Origin of the sequence: Rubellimicrobium rubrum, assembly GCF_006152115.1 — a bacterium.
Taxonomy (GTDB): Bacteria; Pseudomonadota; Alphaproteobacteria; order Rhodobacterales; family Rhodobacteraceae; genus Rubellimicrobium; species Rubellimicrobium rubrum.
Genome location: NZ_VDFU01000003.1, coordinates 119,672 through 134,777 on the forward strand (window position 1 = coordinate 119,672; position 15,106 = coordinate 134,777).

A 15,106-nucleotide genomic window follows, 5' to 3' on the forward strand; every position below is an offset into this window, starting at 1 on the left:
CCACCTGTCCCGGTCAGCGGACGATGTAGACGATCTGGCGGTTGGACTGGTCCACGACGACCGGCACGCCGTTGACATACAGGTAGCCGAAGTTCGTTTCGGGCACGGGGAGGATCTCCACCTCCTCGGGGATGCCCGCGCCGACGATGACCTCGCCCTGCAGGTAGACCGGATCGGCGGGGTTCTCACGGATATAGGTCACGGTGGCGTCGTCGGGGGCCACGGCCGCGCCGGTCGCCGCGCCGATCGCCGCGCCTGCCACGAGAGCCGCCGGGCCGCCCACGAGCGCCGCCGCCAGCGCCGCGCCGCCCAGGGCGCCCGCGCCGGTCGCTGCGTCCTGGCCCTGGTCGAAGGTCACGCTGCCGACCTGGAGCGTGGTGCGATTCTCATAGAGCGGCACGGGGTCGGGCTGGTCGGCGAGGGTGGCGGTCAGGTACTCGCCGGACGCCCAGCCCAGCGTGCCCGCGTAATCCACGCGGCACCAGCTGTCGTCATCGAGGCAGCCTTCGACCGACACCGCCTCGTTGGCGGGGATCAGGCCCACGATCTCCTGCTCGGGGCCCGGGCCGGAGCGGAGGTTGAGATCGGTGGCGGCGATCGCCGCGACCTGGGCCCAGGCGGGGACGGCCAGGAGAAGGCTGGCGGCGGCCAGGGTCGAAAGGGATCGCTTGGGCATCGGTTCCTCGGGGTTGGCGACGGACCTTGGCCCGTCCAGACCCGGAGGAACGCCGGTCGGAGGCGGTTGGTTCACCGAAGCGAGCCGCTGAGGTCCGGGCCAGGCGCACCCGAATGGACAGGCCCGCAGCCCGCCCGATGGGGTCAGGCGACGCCGTCCGCCGCGCCCAGCACGGGGAGGAAGGTGCCGGTCATCGGGGCCTGCGCCCCACGGGGCACGAAGGCCACCACGTTGGTTCGAGTGGGCGCGGGCACGCGGCGCTGCCGTTCCGCCTGAAGTGTGGCGATCAGGTCCTGAAAGGCCCCTTCCGTCGCGGTGAGGCCACGAAAGGCACACAAGTCGCCCAGGGCCATGACGTCGCTGATCGCGTCATCGATCCATTCGTTGAGGTCCATCGCCCGCTCCTCCGACGGCGTGTCTGCCATCTTTGCCGTTTGAGCAGGCCAATAGGGCCGAAAATGAGCAAAACCGCGAAGAATTGGGGCAGCGTTGCGGCAACGCTTCAGATCCCCGCCACAGGTCCGATCAATCCGTTAATGCGGTGGAACCCTTGGCAGCCCGTAGGGGAGTCGAACCCCTCTTCCCAGGTTGAAAACCTGGTGTCCTAACCGATAGACGAACGGGCCGTGGCCAAGTGGCGGCTGATTAGACAATGCCGCGGGGGAGGGCAAGAGCCCTTTGCGCGGCATTGCAGGGATCTTGGGCTAGAGCAGGACGTCATCCCGGCCCAGCGAGCCGAGGTCGGAAAGCAGGATCTCGAAGTCAGGGCGGCTGTCGCCGTCGCCGCCCCGGTCGCCCTTGAGCAGCACGCCATCGGAGGTGGCGGTCCACCAGACCCGGGCGTCGCCTCCGGTCCGGCCGCCCCAGGTGAAGTCGTCGTTGCCCGTCGTGCCGAGGCGGGCGTCGATGGCGCTCAGGTCGATGCGATCGTCGTCCCGGTCGAAGTTCAGCACGATGTCGTGGCGCGCGCCCACGGCGCTGTCGGCGGCCGAGCGGAACACGATCACGTCCGCCGCGCCGTCCACCCCGGCATCGAGCCGGTCCTGCCCGCGCCCGCCGTTCAGCCGGTCGGCTCCCCAGCCGCCGAACAGGCGGTCGTCGCCGAAGCCGCCGAGCAGACGGTCGTTGCCGCCCTGGCCCCGGAGAATGTCGTTGCCGCCCTCAGCGTCGAAGATGTCGGCGTATTTGTTGCCGACGATCTCGTCCGGCCCTCTGAGCAGGCGATCGAAGGCGGTATCGTCCTCGAGATCGAGCCGTATGCCGGAGAGCGTCAGGATGGGGGAGCCGTTGTCCGAGAACTCCATGAACCGAATGGCCGGCGTAGTGCTGACGTCGGAGGCGACGGCTACGAATTCGAGGCCATTGTCGAAGGTCCCGGTGAGTCGCACGCGATCGTTCGATATCGCTTTGTAGTTCATTTCGCTGAGGTCGAAGTCGTCGCCGAACAGATCGTCTGCATCGTCGCCGAGTCCGAATCCTGCCGCGTCGTAGATCCTGACATAAGCCATGCTGCCTGCGTTTCCCTGCTATTTGCCTTGGCCGGACCGCGCCCGTCCCGAGATCACGCGCAAAGCTGGCCACGGCCTCTTACAGCACGCCGCGCCGGCGGCGGGAAGCAGGGTCGGATGCGCCACAGCGGGACGACCGCAAAGAGCGGACGTGGACGACACTGGATCGGCGGAGGAAACCTGGCAGCCCGTAGGGGAGTCGAACCCCTCTTCCCAGGTTGAAAACCTGGTGTCCTAACCGATAGACGAACGGGCCGCGGCAGGTGGGCGCTGGATAGACAAAGCCGCGGGCGGGGGCAAGGGGTCGCGCGCAGTTTCCTGGGGACAGCTTAGCGGCGCTGTGCGGGGGCGGCGTCCTCGAGCAGGAGCTGGACGTTGCGGCGGCCTTGCCATGTGTTGATCTCGAGCCGGCCCGCGACGTGGAAGCGGCCTCCGCCTGGGGTGAGGAGGCGGAGCGGACCCTCGGCCGCGCCGAAGGCGATGGCGTCGAGCCGTCCGCCCATGCCGTCGCTGAACGCGATCTTGAGGTGCCCGTTGCCGACGATGCGCTGCATGGACACGCCCAGGTCGGAGAAGGCGAAGCGGGGCGAGGGGGCCGAGGCGCCGAAGGGGCCCGCGCGTTCGATCAGGTCCACGAGGTCCGTGCGCGCGGCCTTTGGCATGAGGAGCCCGTCCAGGGGGAGGTCGCGCGGGCCGCCAGCGCCCGCGCCCTGGCGGGCCAGAAGCTCGGACAGGCGCTCCATTGCGGCGGGGAGCTTGGCGCGCTCCACCGTCAGGCCGGCGGCCATCTTGTGTCCGCCGCCGCGCAGCAGGAGGCCCTCGGCGGCGAGGCGGTGGATCGCGGCGCCCAGGTCCACGCCAGAGACCGAGCGGGCCGAGCCCTTGCCGATGTCGCCGTCGAGCGCGATCACCACGGCGGGGCGGTGCGTCGCGCCCACGAGGCGGGCGGCGACTATGCCGACGACGCCCGGGTGCCAGCCTTCGCCCGCCGCCCAGGCGAGGGGGCCGTCACCGCGCGATTCGGCCTGGGCCATCGCGGCGGCCTGGACCCCGGCCTCGATCTCGCGGCGTTCGGAGTTGTGGTGGTTCAGGCGCTCGGCTAGGGCTTGCGCCTCGTGCGGGTCGTCGGTGGCGAGGAGGCGCGCGCCGAGGTCGGCTTGGCCGACGCGGCCCCCGGCGTTGACGCGGGGGCCCAGGACGTAGCCCAGGTGGTGGCAGGTGGGCGCGGTGTTGAGGCCCGCGATGTCCTGGAGCGCCGCGAGGCCGGGGCGTTCGCGGCGGGCCATGACCACGAGGCCCTGGCGCACGAGGGCGCGGTTGACGCCGGTGAGGGGGGCCACGTCGGCCACGGTGGCCAGCGCCACGAGGTCGAGCATGGCCATGAGGTCGGGGGCCTGACGGCCCTGCGCCTTGAGGCGGCGGTTGGCCTCGACCAACAGGAGGAAGACGACGCCGGCGGCGCAGAGGTGGCCGAGGTCGCCGGATTCGTCCTGCCGGTTGGGGTTCACCACGGCGACGCAGGCGGGCAGCGTCTCGGCCCCCATGTGGTGGTCGAGCACGAGGACGTCCGCGCCCGCCGCGGCCTCGATGGGGCCGTGGGACAGGGTGCCGCAGTCCACGCAGACGATGAGGTCGTGGGTGGTGGCGAGGCGGGCCATCGCGGGCTCGTTGGGGCCGTAGCCTTCCTCGATCCGGTCGGGGATGTAGAGCGTGGCATTCCGGCCCATGCGGCGGAGCCAGACGAGGAGGAGCGCGGCGGAGGCGCCGCCGTCCACGTCATAGTCGGCAAAGACGGCGATGCGTTCCCCGCGCTCCACCGCCTGGAGAAAGCGGTCGGCGGCCGGGCCCATGTCGCGCAGGGACAGCGGGTCGGGAAGCAGGTCGCGCAGCTTGGGATCGAGGAAGGTGGCGGCCTGGTCCAGCCCCACGCCACGCCGCACCAGGGTCAGCGCCACGGCCCGTTCAAGCCGGGCGTCGCGGGCCATGGCCTCGGCGAGGCGGTCCTCCTCCAGGCTGGGGCCGATCCAGCGGCGGCCGGTGAGCGAATCGGAGACGTCGAGGAAGGCACCCATGCCGTCCCCTGTCGCCCAACCCGGCGTTTGATGGCAAGACGTCTCCGCGGGTCAGCGGATCGGGTTGGTGTAGGTCATGCGCCGCACCGAGCCGGTCTTGCTCCGCATCAGGACGGTTTCCACGGTGATCGATTCGGGGGTGCGGCGGATGCCGGGCAGGAGGCTGCCGTCCGTGACCCCGGTCGCCGCAAAGATCACGTCGCCGGTCACGAGGTCGTCGCGGGTGTAGACGCGGTCGTAGTTGGTGATCCCCGCCTTTTGGGCGCGGTCGCGTTCGTCGTCGTTGCGGAACAGGAGCTTGCCGAAGATCTGGCCGCCCATGCATTTGAGCGCGGCAGCGGCCAGCACCCCTTCGGGCGCGCCGCCCGAGCCCATGTACATGTCGATCCCCGTCGAGGGCTCGGCGCAGTGCATGACGCCCGCCACGTCGCCGTCGGTGATGAGCCGCACCTTGGCGCCGGTGGAGCGGACCTCGGCGATCATCGCCTCATGGCGGTCGCGGTCGAGGATGCAGACGGTGATGTCGCGAGTGGAGACCCCCTTGGCCGAGGCCAGCGCCGAGACGCGTTCGGAGGGGCTCATCGACAGGGTGACGACGCCGCGCTTGAAGCCGGGGCCGACGGCGAGCTTTTCCATGTAGACGTCGGGGGCGTGCAGGAGCGTTCCGCGCGGGGCCATGGCGACGACGGCCAGAGCGTTGGGCATGTCGCGGGCGGTGAGCGTCGTCCCTTCCAGCGGGTCGAGCGCGATGTCCACGGCGGGGCCTTGGCCGGTGCCGACCTCCTCGCCAATGTAGAGCATGGGCGCCTCGTCGCGCTCGCCTTCGCCGATCACCACGACGCCCTTGATGTCGAGCATGTTGAGCTGGCGGCGCATCCCGTCCACGGCGGCCTGGTCGGCGGCCTTTTCGTCGCCCCGCCCGACATGGTCGGCGCAGGCGATGGCGGCGGCCTCGGAGACACGGGCGAGGCCCAGGGACAACATGCGGTCGGAAAAGTCGGGCTGGTCGGCCATGGGGCGTCCTTTTGGCTGCGTCGCAGCAAGGCGTAGCGCGACCTCGCGGCTACGTGAAGGACTGGGAGCGCTAACGGTCCTGTCAGGCCAGACCTTTTCGGAGGTGGACGGGCACTGGGCGGCTTGAGGTCCGGAGACGCCCCCGCTAAGTCCCGAGGGCCGAAAAACGTCTGGCCGGTCAGGTTATCCCGGTCCCCGCCCCTCTGGCGGGAGTTAGTCGATCTTCGAACCCACGGCGCAACCCGGTCGAACGGGGTGCCGTGGAGTGCCTGTCGGGACACTCCCTCGCGCCTCGTCGCCATGATTGGAGACGAGATGTCCAACTCCAAATCCACCGTCATCGTGGCGCAGGTCTTCATTTCCTGCATGATGGCCTTCCTGATGACCGGCCTCTTCACTGCCGTTCCGATGGGCTTCGAGCCGGGCTGGGTGGGGGAGTGGCTGCGCCGCTTCATCCTTGCCTGGCCGGTCGCCTTTGCCCTGTCGCTGGGCGTCGGACCGGTGGCGTTCCGCCTGGCCTATCTGGTCGTGCGTTTGACCACCCGGCCTGGACGCGGGTCCGAGGGGCTGCTCTAGGTCCGAAGCCTGCCGGCGACCCTGCCGATGGGCTGGTCGCCGGAACTGTCCGAGCAGACCTGTCCGGCCTGCCTCAAACCGCCTCGATCCGCAGGGCCACGGGATCGCCCGCGACGACCGCCGTGGCGGGGAAGGCGGCCATGGCCTCGTCGAGGGCGATGCGCGTCGTCTTGTGGGTGACGATCAGGACGGGGGCGGTGCCGTCCTCGTGGCCGTACTGGCGCATCCGGTCGATCGAGATGCCCGAGTCGCCCAGGACGCGCGCGACCTTGGCCAGCGCGCCGGGTTTGTCCACGAGTTGGAGCCGCAGATAATAGGGCGCGGGCACGGCGGCCTGGGCGGGGCGGGCGCGCGTCAGCGTCATGGCGGGCTGTCCGAAGGTGGGGAGCCGGTTGCCCCGCGCGATGTCCACGAGGTCCGACAGCACCGCACTGGCCGTGGGACCCGCGCCCGCACCGGGGCCGCGCAGCACGATCTGGCCCACGGCGTCGCCTTCGAGCACCACCATGTTGGTGCCGCCCTGGAGCTGGCCCAGAGGCGAGGTCGCGGGGACGAGGCAGGGCTGCATCCGCTGTTCGAGCCCGCGCCCGGTCATCTGCGCGACGCCCAAAAGCTTGATCCGGAAGCCCATGTCGGCGGCGCGGCGGATGTCCTCGATGGTGATCGAGCCGATGCCTTCGAGGTCCACATGGTCGAAGTCCACCTGGGTGCCGAAGGCGATGGAAGCCAGGAGCGACAGCTTGTGGCCGGCGTCGATGCCGTCCACGTCGAGCCGGGGGTCGGCTTCGAGATAGCCCAGTTGCCGGGCTTCCTCGAACACCTCCTCGTATGGCAGGCCCGCCGATTCCATCCGGGTCAGGATGTAGTTGCAGGTGCCGTTCATGACGCCCATGACGCGGGTCATCTGGTTGCCGGCCATCCCTTCGGTGAGGGCCTTGATGACGGGAATGCCGCCCGCGACGGCGGCCTCGAAGCGGATCACGCGGCCCGCCTCTTCGGCAGCGAGTGCGAGGGCCTGGCCGTGATGGGCGAGGAGGGCCTTGTTGGCGGTGACCACGTCCTTGCCCGAGGCGATGGCTGCCTCCAGCGCGTCCTTGGCCGCGCCCTCGTGGCCGCCCATCAGCTCGACGATGACGTCGATGTCGGGGTGGCGGGCGAGGGCCACGGGGTCGGATTCCCAGGCATAGGCCTCGAGGGGGACGCCACGGTCGCGGCTGCGGTCGCGGGCCGAGACGGCGACGACCTCGATGGAGCGGCCCGCGCGGGCGGCGATGAGGGGGCCGTGGGTCTGGAGGATCCGCAGCACGCCCGCCCCCACGGTGCCCAGTCCGGCGACGCCGATGCGAAGGGGAGCGGTCATGATGGGGGCACCTTGGGCTGTTGAACGGGGGACCGTTACCCCGTCCGCCCGCTCATGGCAACGAAGGGCCGGAGGAGAGCCTGTCGCGCTGCTCGGGGGTCAGGCCGCCGGTCCGCAGGCCTTCGGCGCGGGCGGCGAGGTCCGCCAGGCGCACGGCGTCGAGGGTGGCGTCGGGAGCGGTGACTGGCGGCGGGGCGGCCCCGGTCCGGGCCGCGAGGTCCGAGGCCCGGGCGGACAGGTCGTCACCGGCGTCGAGGGCCAGGGGCTGCTGGTCGCCCGCGGCGAGGAGCCCGGCCAGCGGCACGAGGGCGGGAGGCGGGGCGGTCCGTTCGGCCGGTGTCACGCGGGCGTCGAGCGCCGGGTATTCGGTGCAGGCGGCGAGGGCGAGGGCAGGGAGGAGGCGGCGCATTCCCCGACCATAGGGGAGCCGCCCCCCGAGCGGAACCCGACGCGCGTGGGCTCAGCAGACCTGCGCGGGCCAGGGCGCGTCGTTGTTGTTGGCCCAGCAGAACTGGCTGGAGTTGAAGCGCGGCCGCATGACCATGAAGTTCGTGAAGGTCTGCGGGCCGATGCCCACCCGGAAGGCGGGGGTGTAGTCGGCCGAGGTTTCGAGGATGATGGCGACCTCTCCGTCCGACATGAGCGGGATGGCCTTGTCCTTGATGCTGTTGAGCCGGGCGTTGGTCATCGTGCCGGCCCAGCCCCGTTCCTGCGACCAGACCACCCGGTAGGTGGCCGGCGGCCCGGCGGTGTAGCGGATCAGCGACAGGCGGAGCTTTTGCGGCTCTCCGGTGCCCAGCAGGAAGCCCTGGAGCCTGAACAGGCTGTCCACGAACTCGGGGGTGATGGGCTCGTTGGTCTCGCGGCTGACGATGTCGGTCAGGGTGTAGGCCACCTTGAGGTTCAGCGACTGCTGCCGGTAGCTGTTGAAGAACACGAAGCTGGCCAGCAGCACCCAGACGAGGATCGGGATCATCAGCACGGCCTCGACGGTGATGCTGCCGCTTTCGTCGCGGCGGAACCGGCGGAAAGCGGAACGAAGGGCGGAACGGAGGGACATGCCGGGGCTCAGCTCTTCGGCTCGATCACGAAGGCCGTGGTCGAGACCAGCGCGTAGGCGCCGCCGTTCTGGCGCGCCACCTGGGACGCCAGGCCCGAGGTCGGGAAGTAGGGGTCGAACAGCGCGCAGACCCGCAGGACCATGAGCTCGTTCGAGGTGCCGATGTCGAAGCTGGTGACCGGCTCGGCGGGGTTGAAGCGGTCCACGCAGTCCGCCGCGCGGGGGATGTCGGTCCAGCCCCGCGGATCGACGCGGCGCATCTCGATCTTGAGCTGCCGCATGCAGGCGGGGATGATCTCGGCGTTGCCGCAGATCGCCTCCTTGAGCGTGTCATGCGTGAGCGGCTCGATGGCCCCGAGCCGGACCTGCCGCACCGCCATGTCCACCCCCCGGTCCAGCATCACCTGTCGGGTCATCAGCATCCCGAGTTCGAAGGTGGACAGGAACAGGGCCAGGAAGAACGGCAGGAACAGCACGAACTCGATGGTGCCGGACCCGTCCTCGGAGCGGCGGAACGACCGGAGCCGCATCGTCATCGGCTCAGCCTCAGGGCGTTGATCTGGGCGGCGATGGTGCCGAAGACCCGTTCGATGGTGTCGTTGCTGGCCGTGTAATAGCGATTGTTGGCCTGCAGGTTGTCAGGATTCACGCAGTTCTTGATCGCGGTTTGGCCAGCCGCTGGGGCATCGAAGGCGATGCCGTAGACGATGACCCCAGCCGCGCGCGCTTGGGCGCAAGTCTGCGAGAGTTGGGTATTCATGGTGGCTGCGTTGGGCTGGTCGGTGATGGCGTCTCGAAAAGTCGCGGCGGTGTTGACCGGCACGCTCGTCGAACCGAACTGGAAAGCGCACGAGCCCGTCGTCCTGCTGCCGCAGCGTCGTGCATAGAGTTGCTGGCCGATCCATTGAACACGCAGCTTTCCGAACGCCTGGGTCCAGGTGAGTTGGGTCGCTCCACTGGGAATGGTCCCATGGGTTCCTGTCGTCGGGTTCCAGTACTGGTCGGTCGTCCGGGTGGTGTCTCTGTAGTAATAGGCCGACGGACTGCCCGCGACCTCGTAAATCGGCGACAACGCGTTCACGTTCAGGGACCGGAAGTCGGGGCTGTAGTGATATGAAGCCATATTTTCGCCGTCGGTCATCAGAACGACGATCTTCATCGTGTTGTCGCGCCGCCATGGGAAGAAGGGTCGGTTAGCGGGCACCAAGCCGTTCAGCAGTCCTTGTGAAGCGGGATCGAGGAAGAGCAGGCCATACTTCATCCCGAGATTGATCGAGGTATAGCCTCCAGCCTCAAGGTTCCTGATCGCGGCTTGAAGCGCGGGGATGCTCTGGCCGCCCACGATCACCATATTCTCCGGCGAGGTGCGGCACAGGATGGCAAGGGTAGCGGTGTCATTGTTGGGTGGGGGCTTTGGGGCCTGAACTAGGCCCTGAGGCGTCACCGTGGTGGCGCCGCTATACGCGTCGAAGTGGCCACTCTGAGGAATGTTGCCAGTGCCAAGGCCGGGTTGATCGTAAGCATTGTTCGGAAGGTCAAGGCAGAAGGAGTTCGTCCCGTTGTGCCGGTCGACGATCCGGCCGGGGTAGGTGTTGACGAAGCGGTTGAACAGCGTGGGCCCGAGGTTCACCTGCCCGTTGAATGGAACGATGTTGATGCTGATTCGGCGCTGCGTGTCGTTTTCCAGCACCGTCTGGACGAACTGGCTGGCGGCCGTGCGGAGCTTATCGATCCGACCGGTTGGACGGGTCGGGCTCCGAAGTTCATACTGCATCGAATACGACACATCGAGCACGAGCGAGATCTCGATGTCGGTGGCGCTTTCCTCGGCCGCCGCGTTGGTCGGAACGGTGAGTTGGGGGACGCCCAGCATGCCCATGAACAGGCTGTCCACCCGCGACCGCGTGCTTGCGCCCACCCGGCGCTGGTTGATCGTCTGGACGACCTGCACCTCCTCCAGCCGGTCGCCCATGCCCGTCTTCTCGAAGTAGTCCCGCACCACGGCTTCGGGGTCCCTGGCCTGCTGCAGGTTCGCCGCGGCCAGGACGGCGCGGTCGGCGGTGGCCTGGAGGCGGCTTCGCTCGATCTCGAAGCGCATCACGTCGATGCTCATGCCGGCGACGATCAGGCCGGCCAGGATCAGGAACAGCGAGAAGACGATCATCGACCCATCCTCGTCCCGAAGGAAGCGGACGGGGAAGGGGGGGCCCGGAGCGCGAACCTTGCGCATGGAATCACCTTTTGGCGTCAAACGGAACGAAGAGCGCACGACATGGGCCGATCAAGCCACCGTCTGTCGGCAAAAGTGTGGCGTAACCGTAAAGATCGCGGCGATTCCGGTGCGTCCTAGGCTTTGGGCAGCCTGTTTCGGGGCAAGGGCCGCGAGGACGGTCACGGCAACGGCCGGATTCGGGCTACATCATGGCGGCGCCGGGTGGTCCGGCCTGGTCCATCGCAGAAGGAGACCCCCATGAAGGATGCCGTGATGCCCCCGCAGGAGCCGTCGTTCCGCGACTCGGTGGACCTCATGTTCAACCGCGCGGCCCGGTTCATGGACCTGCCGCCCGGGCTCGAGGAGAAGATCCGCGTCTGCAACGCCACCTACACCGTGCGGTTCGGCGTGCGGCTCCGGGGGGCGATCCACACCTTTACCGGCTATCGCAGCGTGCACTCCGAGCATCTGGAGCCGGTCAAGGGCGGCATCCGCTATGCCATGGCCGTGGACCAGGACGAGGTGGAGGCGCTGGCCGCGCTGATGACCTACAAATGCGCGCTGGTCGAGGTGCCCTTCGGCGGGGCCAAGGGCGGGCTGCGCATCGATCCGCGCGCCTGGGAGGAGCACGAGCTGGAACAGATCACCCGCCGCTTCGCCTATGAGCTCGCGAAGCGCGACCTGATCCATCCGGCGCAGAACGTGCCCGCCCCCGACATGGGCACCGGCGAGCGCGAGATGGCCTGGATCGCCGACCAGTACCGGCGGATGAACACCACCGACATCAACGCCAATGCCTGCGTCACCGGCAAGCCCTTGGCCTCGGGCGGGATCCAGGGGCGGGTCGAGGCCACCGGGCGGGGCATCCAGTTCGCCCTGCGCGAGTTCTTCCGCAACCCCGAGGACGTGGGCCGGGCGGGACTGTCGGGGGGCTTGGAGGGCAAGCGGATCGTCGTGCAGGGGCTGGGGAACGTGGGCTACCACGCCGCCAAGTTCCTTTCGGAGGAGGACGGCGCGCTGATCGTGGGCCTGATCGAACGGGACGGGGCGGTCTGGTGCGACACCGGCATCGCGGTGGAGATGGCCAAGGAGTGGCTCGGGCGGAACGGTACGCTCAAGGACTGCCCCGGCACGCGGTTCGTGCCCGAGGGCGCGGCGGTGCTGGAAGCCGAGTGCGACATCCTGATCCCCGCCGCCCTGGAAGGGGTGATCCACAAGGAGAACGCCGCGCGCATCCGGGCGCCGCTGATCATCGAGGCGGCGAACGGCCCCATCACCGCCGGCGGGGACGAGATCCTGCGGGAACGGGGCGTGGTCATCATCCCTGACATGTACGCCAACGCCGGGGGCGTGACGGTGAGCTACTTCGAATGGGTCAAGAACCTGAGCCACATCCGCTTTGGCCGGATGCAGCGGCGGGCCGAGGAAGCGGAGCACCTCCTGCTGGTGAGCGAGCTGGAGCGGCTGTCGGACGACCGGGGCCTGGGATGGACGCTGAACCCGGACTTCAAGCAGAAGTACATGCGGGGCGCGGACGAGCTGGCGCTGGTGCGGTCGGGGCTCGATGACACGATGCGGACGGCCTACCAGTCGATGCGCGAGGTCTGGCACGCCCGACCCGAGGTGGGCGACCTGCGCACCGCCGCCTACCTTGTTGCGATCGGGCGTGTGGCCGAGAGCTACAGGGCCAAGGGGTTGTAGACGAACAGGAGACAATCCTCGGACTCGTCCTGTTGTCGTCCAAGATTTGCCCCGATCGCTCGGTTAACCGCCCGTTAACCAGGTTTGGGCCGCCAGGATCGGCGGCCCCATGACAGGAGGCTCTGGGGTGATGGCGACCTTGGGATGGCTGACACGGTTCGCGCGAAGCGAGGATGGCAGCGTGACCGTCGAGGCCGTGTTGTGGCTTCCGGTGTTCTTTGGCCTGCTGGTGATGATCACCGATGCCTCGCTGGCCTTCTACGGGCGGGGGGAGGCGTATCGGGTGCTGCAGAACGGCAATCGAGCCTTTGCCACCGGTCGGCTGGACAGCCCGGCTGCGACGAAGCGATGGATCGAGAGCACGATGGAGACGGTCGCCCCCAACGCGAGCGTGGAAACCAAGGTGAACGCCGACCGCACCATCGTGGTGTCGCGGATGAGCATCCCGGTCTCGGACCTGTCGCTGTTCAACATGTTCGAGGGCTTCGACATGGTCGTCCAGTCGGAGCACTACGTCGAATGAGGCGGGTTCCGGGCCGCCTGACGCTCTTCGCGCGCGAGGAGGGCGGCGGCATCACCGTCTGGGCGCTGTTCATGTTCCTGGCCACGCTGATGATCGGAGCGGTGGGCGTGGACGTGACCCACTTCTACGAGGCCAAGGCCCAGCTGCAGGTCGCGGCCGACGTGGCGGCGCATGCGGCTCTGTTCCGGCGGCAGACGGTCCCTGTCGCGCAGGCGCGTGTGGACGCGATCGACCGGGCCAAGGCCGGGATGCCCGAGAGCCTGTACGGCGAGGTCATCAAGGCGTCGGACATCACGTTCGGCACCTACGACCCGGTGACGCGGGTGTTCAGGCCGGACCCGACCGCGACCTCGGCCGTGCGGGTGAACGCCGGACGGACGCAGGCGCGCGGCAACACGGTCGAGCATCTACTGTTCCGCGTTCTCGACCTCGATCCCACGGAGATCACCGCGCAGTCGATCTTCTATCTCCAGAATGGCAGGTGCCTTTACAACGGCTTCGTGTCCAGGGGCGTGGTGGACATCCAGTCCCAGAACCAGTTCTGGGACGGGTTCTGCCTGCATTCCAACGACTATGTGTCGCTGAACTCCCAGAACTTCTTCCAGCAGGGGACCACGGTTTCGATGCCGGACCTCGCGCGGCTCGACATTCCGGAGTCCGGGTTCAAGACCAACAGGGGGCTGCAGGATGCGCTGCGTTCGGGGCGCTACGAGCTCAACATCCTCGACCGGCTGACCACGGAAGGTTCGGCGCGCGAGTCGCTGTGGGTCGGGTTGCAGACGCGGGGGTCGGCCGACTGGAACGGGCGGGGCTATCTGACCAGCCAGCCGGTCCAGGATCTCGGCACGGGTGGGGATGTGACCTACGTGCCCAGCCAGCTGCCCGCGGGGCGGGTCTACAGGCGCATGTGCGGCAACGCCGGCGATACCCTGACGCTGCCGGGCGGAGTTTATGCCGACATCGTCCTTTTGACCAACTGCCAGATCCAGATCAGCGGCAAGGTCGATCTGCAGCAGGTGGTGCTTTACACGACCAACACCGCCGCCATGTCGGTCAAGGTCAACAAGGGCGGCGGCGGCCAGACCGGGTTGTGGCTGGGCAAGGACGACGCCTGCGCGGCCGGGGGCGAGGCGCAGATCATCACCCATGGCGGATTTCACAACGCCGCCGGGCTGACCATGAATGGCGGGCAGATCATCGCGGCGGGTGACGTCAACTTCGCCGCCGACGCCGAGGGCGTGGGCGCGGCCATCGTGGCGGGTGGCACCATCGACGGCACCAGCAACATTGACATGCGCGGCTGCAGCATGGGTATGGACAAGAACTTCATGGTCGCGGCCCTGCGCATGGCCGGGTGAGCGGGGCACTCGTCCTGAGCGGGGCGCGGGCGTTGCTTCCGCCCCCCTCCAGACGTTATCGAGTCGGGAGGGGGTGGTGCATGCGGTACTCGGGCTTTCGGCTGATCCGGGAAGGCTCGACCGGCAGCAAGGGCTGGACGCGAGCCTGGCGCGATCCCGCCCTTAAGGCCGAGTACGATGCGGTCGTCATCGGGGGCGACCTCGACCTCTACGCGAGCTATGCGGCGCGGGGGAACCTGCCGATGGTAGAGCATGTGATGGAGGCGGGCATGACGCTGATGCCCATGATCGGGCGGGCGCGGGTGCTGCGGTCCTGGGGTGGGATCATGGACATGAGCCCGGACGGGTCGCCCATCATCGACCGGACCCATGTGGACGGGCTCTTCCTGAACTGCGGCTGGAACTACCGGGGGGGGGCAAGGTTGTCCCGGCGAGCGGCTGGTGCATGGCGCACCTGATGGCGACGGGGCAGCCGCACGAGGCCGCGGCGCGGTTCCGGCTGGACCGCTTCGCAACGGGGCGGGGGATCATGGACGAGGAAGGCACGGGGGCGCAGCATTCGCTGCACTAAAACGAATGGGCAGCGTCTCCGATTTCAATCTGGTCGAGCTTGGCAAGTTCTTGAGATTCATCCTGCGTGCCAAGTTCGATCCACCTGTCGATGACAAGGCATTCACGCCGGAGATCAATCGGCTGCTCGACGCTATCCGAGACGCGGCTGAGCGGCTCGATGATCCCCGGAAGGACATGATCATATTGGGCTACTTTCGTGGTTCTGCGCTGGACCAGCAGAATCTCCGAACGGTCATCGAAGCCGCTAAGCATGAGTATCAGTTCTGTCGCGGGCACATCTCCTTTCGCGACTTGGTCGAGACCGGGATTTACCCCTTCGTGCTCGATGAGAGTGGTCTTTCGGAGGTGGCGAAGGCGGCCGAGAGCATCGAGACGCCCCAGTCAAGCCGTGACCCGAGGACGTTAGAGTGAACACAAGATGCGTGTGACCTGTCCGTTCTGCGGAAAATGGGACCGGCGGGAGTTCACCGTGC

General features: G+C 68.4%; 15 protein-coding genes, 2 tRNA genes and 1 pseudogene. 6 read left to right on the top strand and 12 right to left on the bottom strand.

Annotated elements, in window-relative coordinates; all coding sequences use genetic code 11:
• Positions 1-13: 13 nt before the first annotated feature.
• The 7 genes from FHG66_RS03670 to glpX form a co-directional block, all read right to left on the bottom strand.
• Entirely contained in the window at positions 14-676 is a 663-nt protein-coding gene (locus FHG66_RS03670; RefSeq protein ID WP_139075342.1) for a DUF1236 domain-containing protein, read from the bottom strand.
• A 143-nt stretch (positions 677-819) separates the two neighbouring features.
• Complete coding sequence (locus FHG66_RS03675) at positions 820-1,071, bottom strand: hypothetical protein (RefSeq protein ID WP_139075343.1); 252 nt, start codon at positions 1,069-1,071, stop codon at positions 820-822.
• A gap of 156 nt (positions 1,072-1,227) precedes the next feature.
• A tRNA-Glu gene (locus FHG66_RS03680) sits at positions 1,228-1,302 on the bottom strand.
• Positions 1,303-1,380: 78 nt separating this feature from the next.
• Complete coding sequence (locus FHG66_RS03685; RefSeq protein ID WP_139075344.1) at positions 1,381-2,184, bottom strand: calcium-binding protein; 804 nt, start codon at positions 2,182-2,184, stop codon at positions 1,381-1,383.
• A 181-nt stretch (positions 2,185-2,365) separates the two neighbouring features.
• Positions 2,366-2,440 (bottom strand) — tRNA-Glu (locus FHG66_RS03690).
• A gap of 73 nt (positions 2,441-2,513) precedes the next feature.
• The gene (gene recJ / locus FHG66_RS03695; RefSeq protein ID WP_139075345.1) at positions 2,514-4,256 is read right to left on the bottom strand and encodes a single-stranded-DNA-specific exonuclease RecJ; all 1,743 of its coding nucleotides are present in this window, start codon (positions 4,254-4,256) and stop codon (positions 2,514-2,516) included.
• A gap of 51 nt (positions 4,257-4,307) precedes the next feature.
• Positions 4,308-5,270, bottom strand: a complete 963-nt coding sequence (glpX, locus tag FHG66_RS03700) for a class II fructose-bisphosphatase (protein WP_139075346.1) — start codon at positions 5,268-5,270, stop codon at positions 4,308-4,310.
• A gap of 315 nt (positions 5,271-5,585) precedes the next feature.
• Here glpX and FHG66_RS03705 point away from each other — a divergent pair, with 315 nt between their 5' ends.
• Complete coding sequence (locus FHG66_RS03705) at positions 5,586-5,846, top strand: DUF2798 domain-containing protein (protein WP_246082444.1); 261 nt, start codon at positions 5,586-5,588, stop codon at positions 5,844-5,846.
• 73 nt (positions 5,847-5,919) lie between these two features.
• Here FHG66_RS03705 and FHG66_RS03710 read toward each other — a convergent pair whose 3' ends face one another.
• Genes FHG66_RS03710 through FHG66_RS03730 form a run of 5 tightly spaced genes read right to left on the bottom strand, consistent with a single transcriptional unit; the run spans position 5,920 to position 10,496 of the window.
• A complete protein-coding gene (locus tag FHG66_RS03710; RefSeq protein WP_139075348.1) occupies positions 5,920-7,206 on the bottom strand; it encodes a homoserine dehydrogenase in 1,287 nt (428 codons plus the stop codon).
• 52 nt (positions 7,207-7,258) lie between these two features.
• On the bottom strand, positions 7,259-7,615 hold the full coding sequence (locus tag FHG66_RS03715) for a hypothetical protein (protein WP_139075349.1): 357 nt from the start codon (positions 7,613-7,615) through the stop codon (positions 7,259-7,261).
• A gap of 51 nt (positions 7,616-7,666) precedes the next feature.
• Entirely contained in the window at positions 7,667-8,266 is a 600-nt protein-coding gene (locus FHG66_RS03720) for a TadE/TadG family type IV pilus assembly protein (protein WP_139075350.1), read from the bottom strand.
• 8 nt (positions 8,267-8,274) lie between these two features.
• Positions 8,275-8,802: a TadE/TadG family type IV pilus assembly protein gene (locus FHG66_RS03725; RefSeq protein WP_139075351.1), complete on the bottom strand. Its 528-nt coding sequence runs from the start codon at positions 8,800-8,802 to the stop codon at positions 8,275-8,277.
• Positions 8,799-10,496: a TadE/TadG family type IV pilus assembly protein gene (locus FHG66_RS03730; RefSeq protein WP_139075352.1), complete on the bottom strand. Its 1,698-nt coding sequence runs from the start codon at positions 10,494-10,496 to the stop codon at positions 8,799-8,801. Before FHG66_RS03730 ends, FHG66_RS03725 begins: the two co-directional genes overlap by 4 nt.
• 240 nt (positions 10,497-10,736) lie before the next feature.
• On the opposite strand from FHG66_RS03730, the gene FHG66_RS03735 reads away from it, so the two are divergent.
• The 5 genes and pseudogenes from FHG66_RS03735 to FHG66_RS03755 all read left to right on the top strand — a co-directional run bounded on the left by FHG66_RS03735 (position 10,737) and on the right by FHG66_RS03755 (position 15,044).
• Positions 10,737-12,179 carry a Glu/Leu/Phe/Val family dehydrogenase gene (locus FHG66_RS03735; RefSeq protein WP_139075353.1) on the top strand — a complete coding sequence of 481 codons (1,443 nt, stop codon included), beginning with the start codon at positions 10,737-10,739 and terminating at the stop codon, positions 12,177-12,179.
• A 109-nt stretch (positions 12,180-12,288) separates the two neighbouring features.
• On the top strand, positions 12,289-12,702 hold the full coding sequence (locus FHG66_RS03740) for a TadE/TadG family type IV pilus assembly protein (protein WP_139075354.1): 414 nt from the start codon (positions 12,289-12,291) through the stop codon (positions 12,700-12,702).
• Positions 12,699-14,060: a pilus assembly protein TadG-related protein gene (locus FHG66_RS03745; protein ID WP_176556111.1), complete on the top strand. Its 1,362-nt coding sequence runs from the start codon at positions 12,699-12,701 to the stop codon at positions 14,058-14,060. Before FHG66_RS03740 ends, FHG66_RS03745 begins: the two co-directional genes overlap by 4 nt.
• Positions 14,061-14,245: 185 nt before the next feature.
• A pseudogene (locus FHG66_RS03750) lies at positions 14,246-14,631 on the top strand (FAD-dependent oxidoreductase); the annotation flags it as partial.
• Positions 14,632-14,636: 5 nt separating this feature from the next.
• The gene (locus FHG66_RS03755; RefSeq protein WP_139075356.1) at positions 14,637-15,044 is read left to right on the top strand and encodes a hypothetical protein; all 408 of its coding nucleotides are present in this window, start codon (positions 14,637-14,639) and stop codon (positions 15,042-15,044) included.
• The last annotated feature ends 62 nt before the right edge of the window (positions 15,045-15,106 follow it).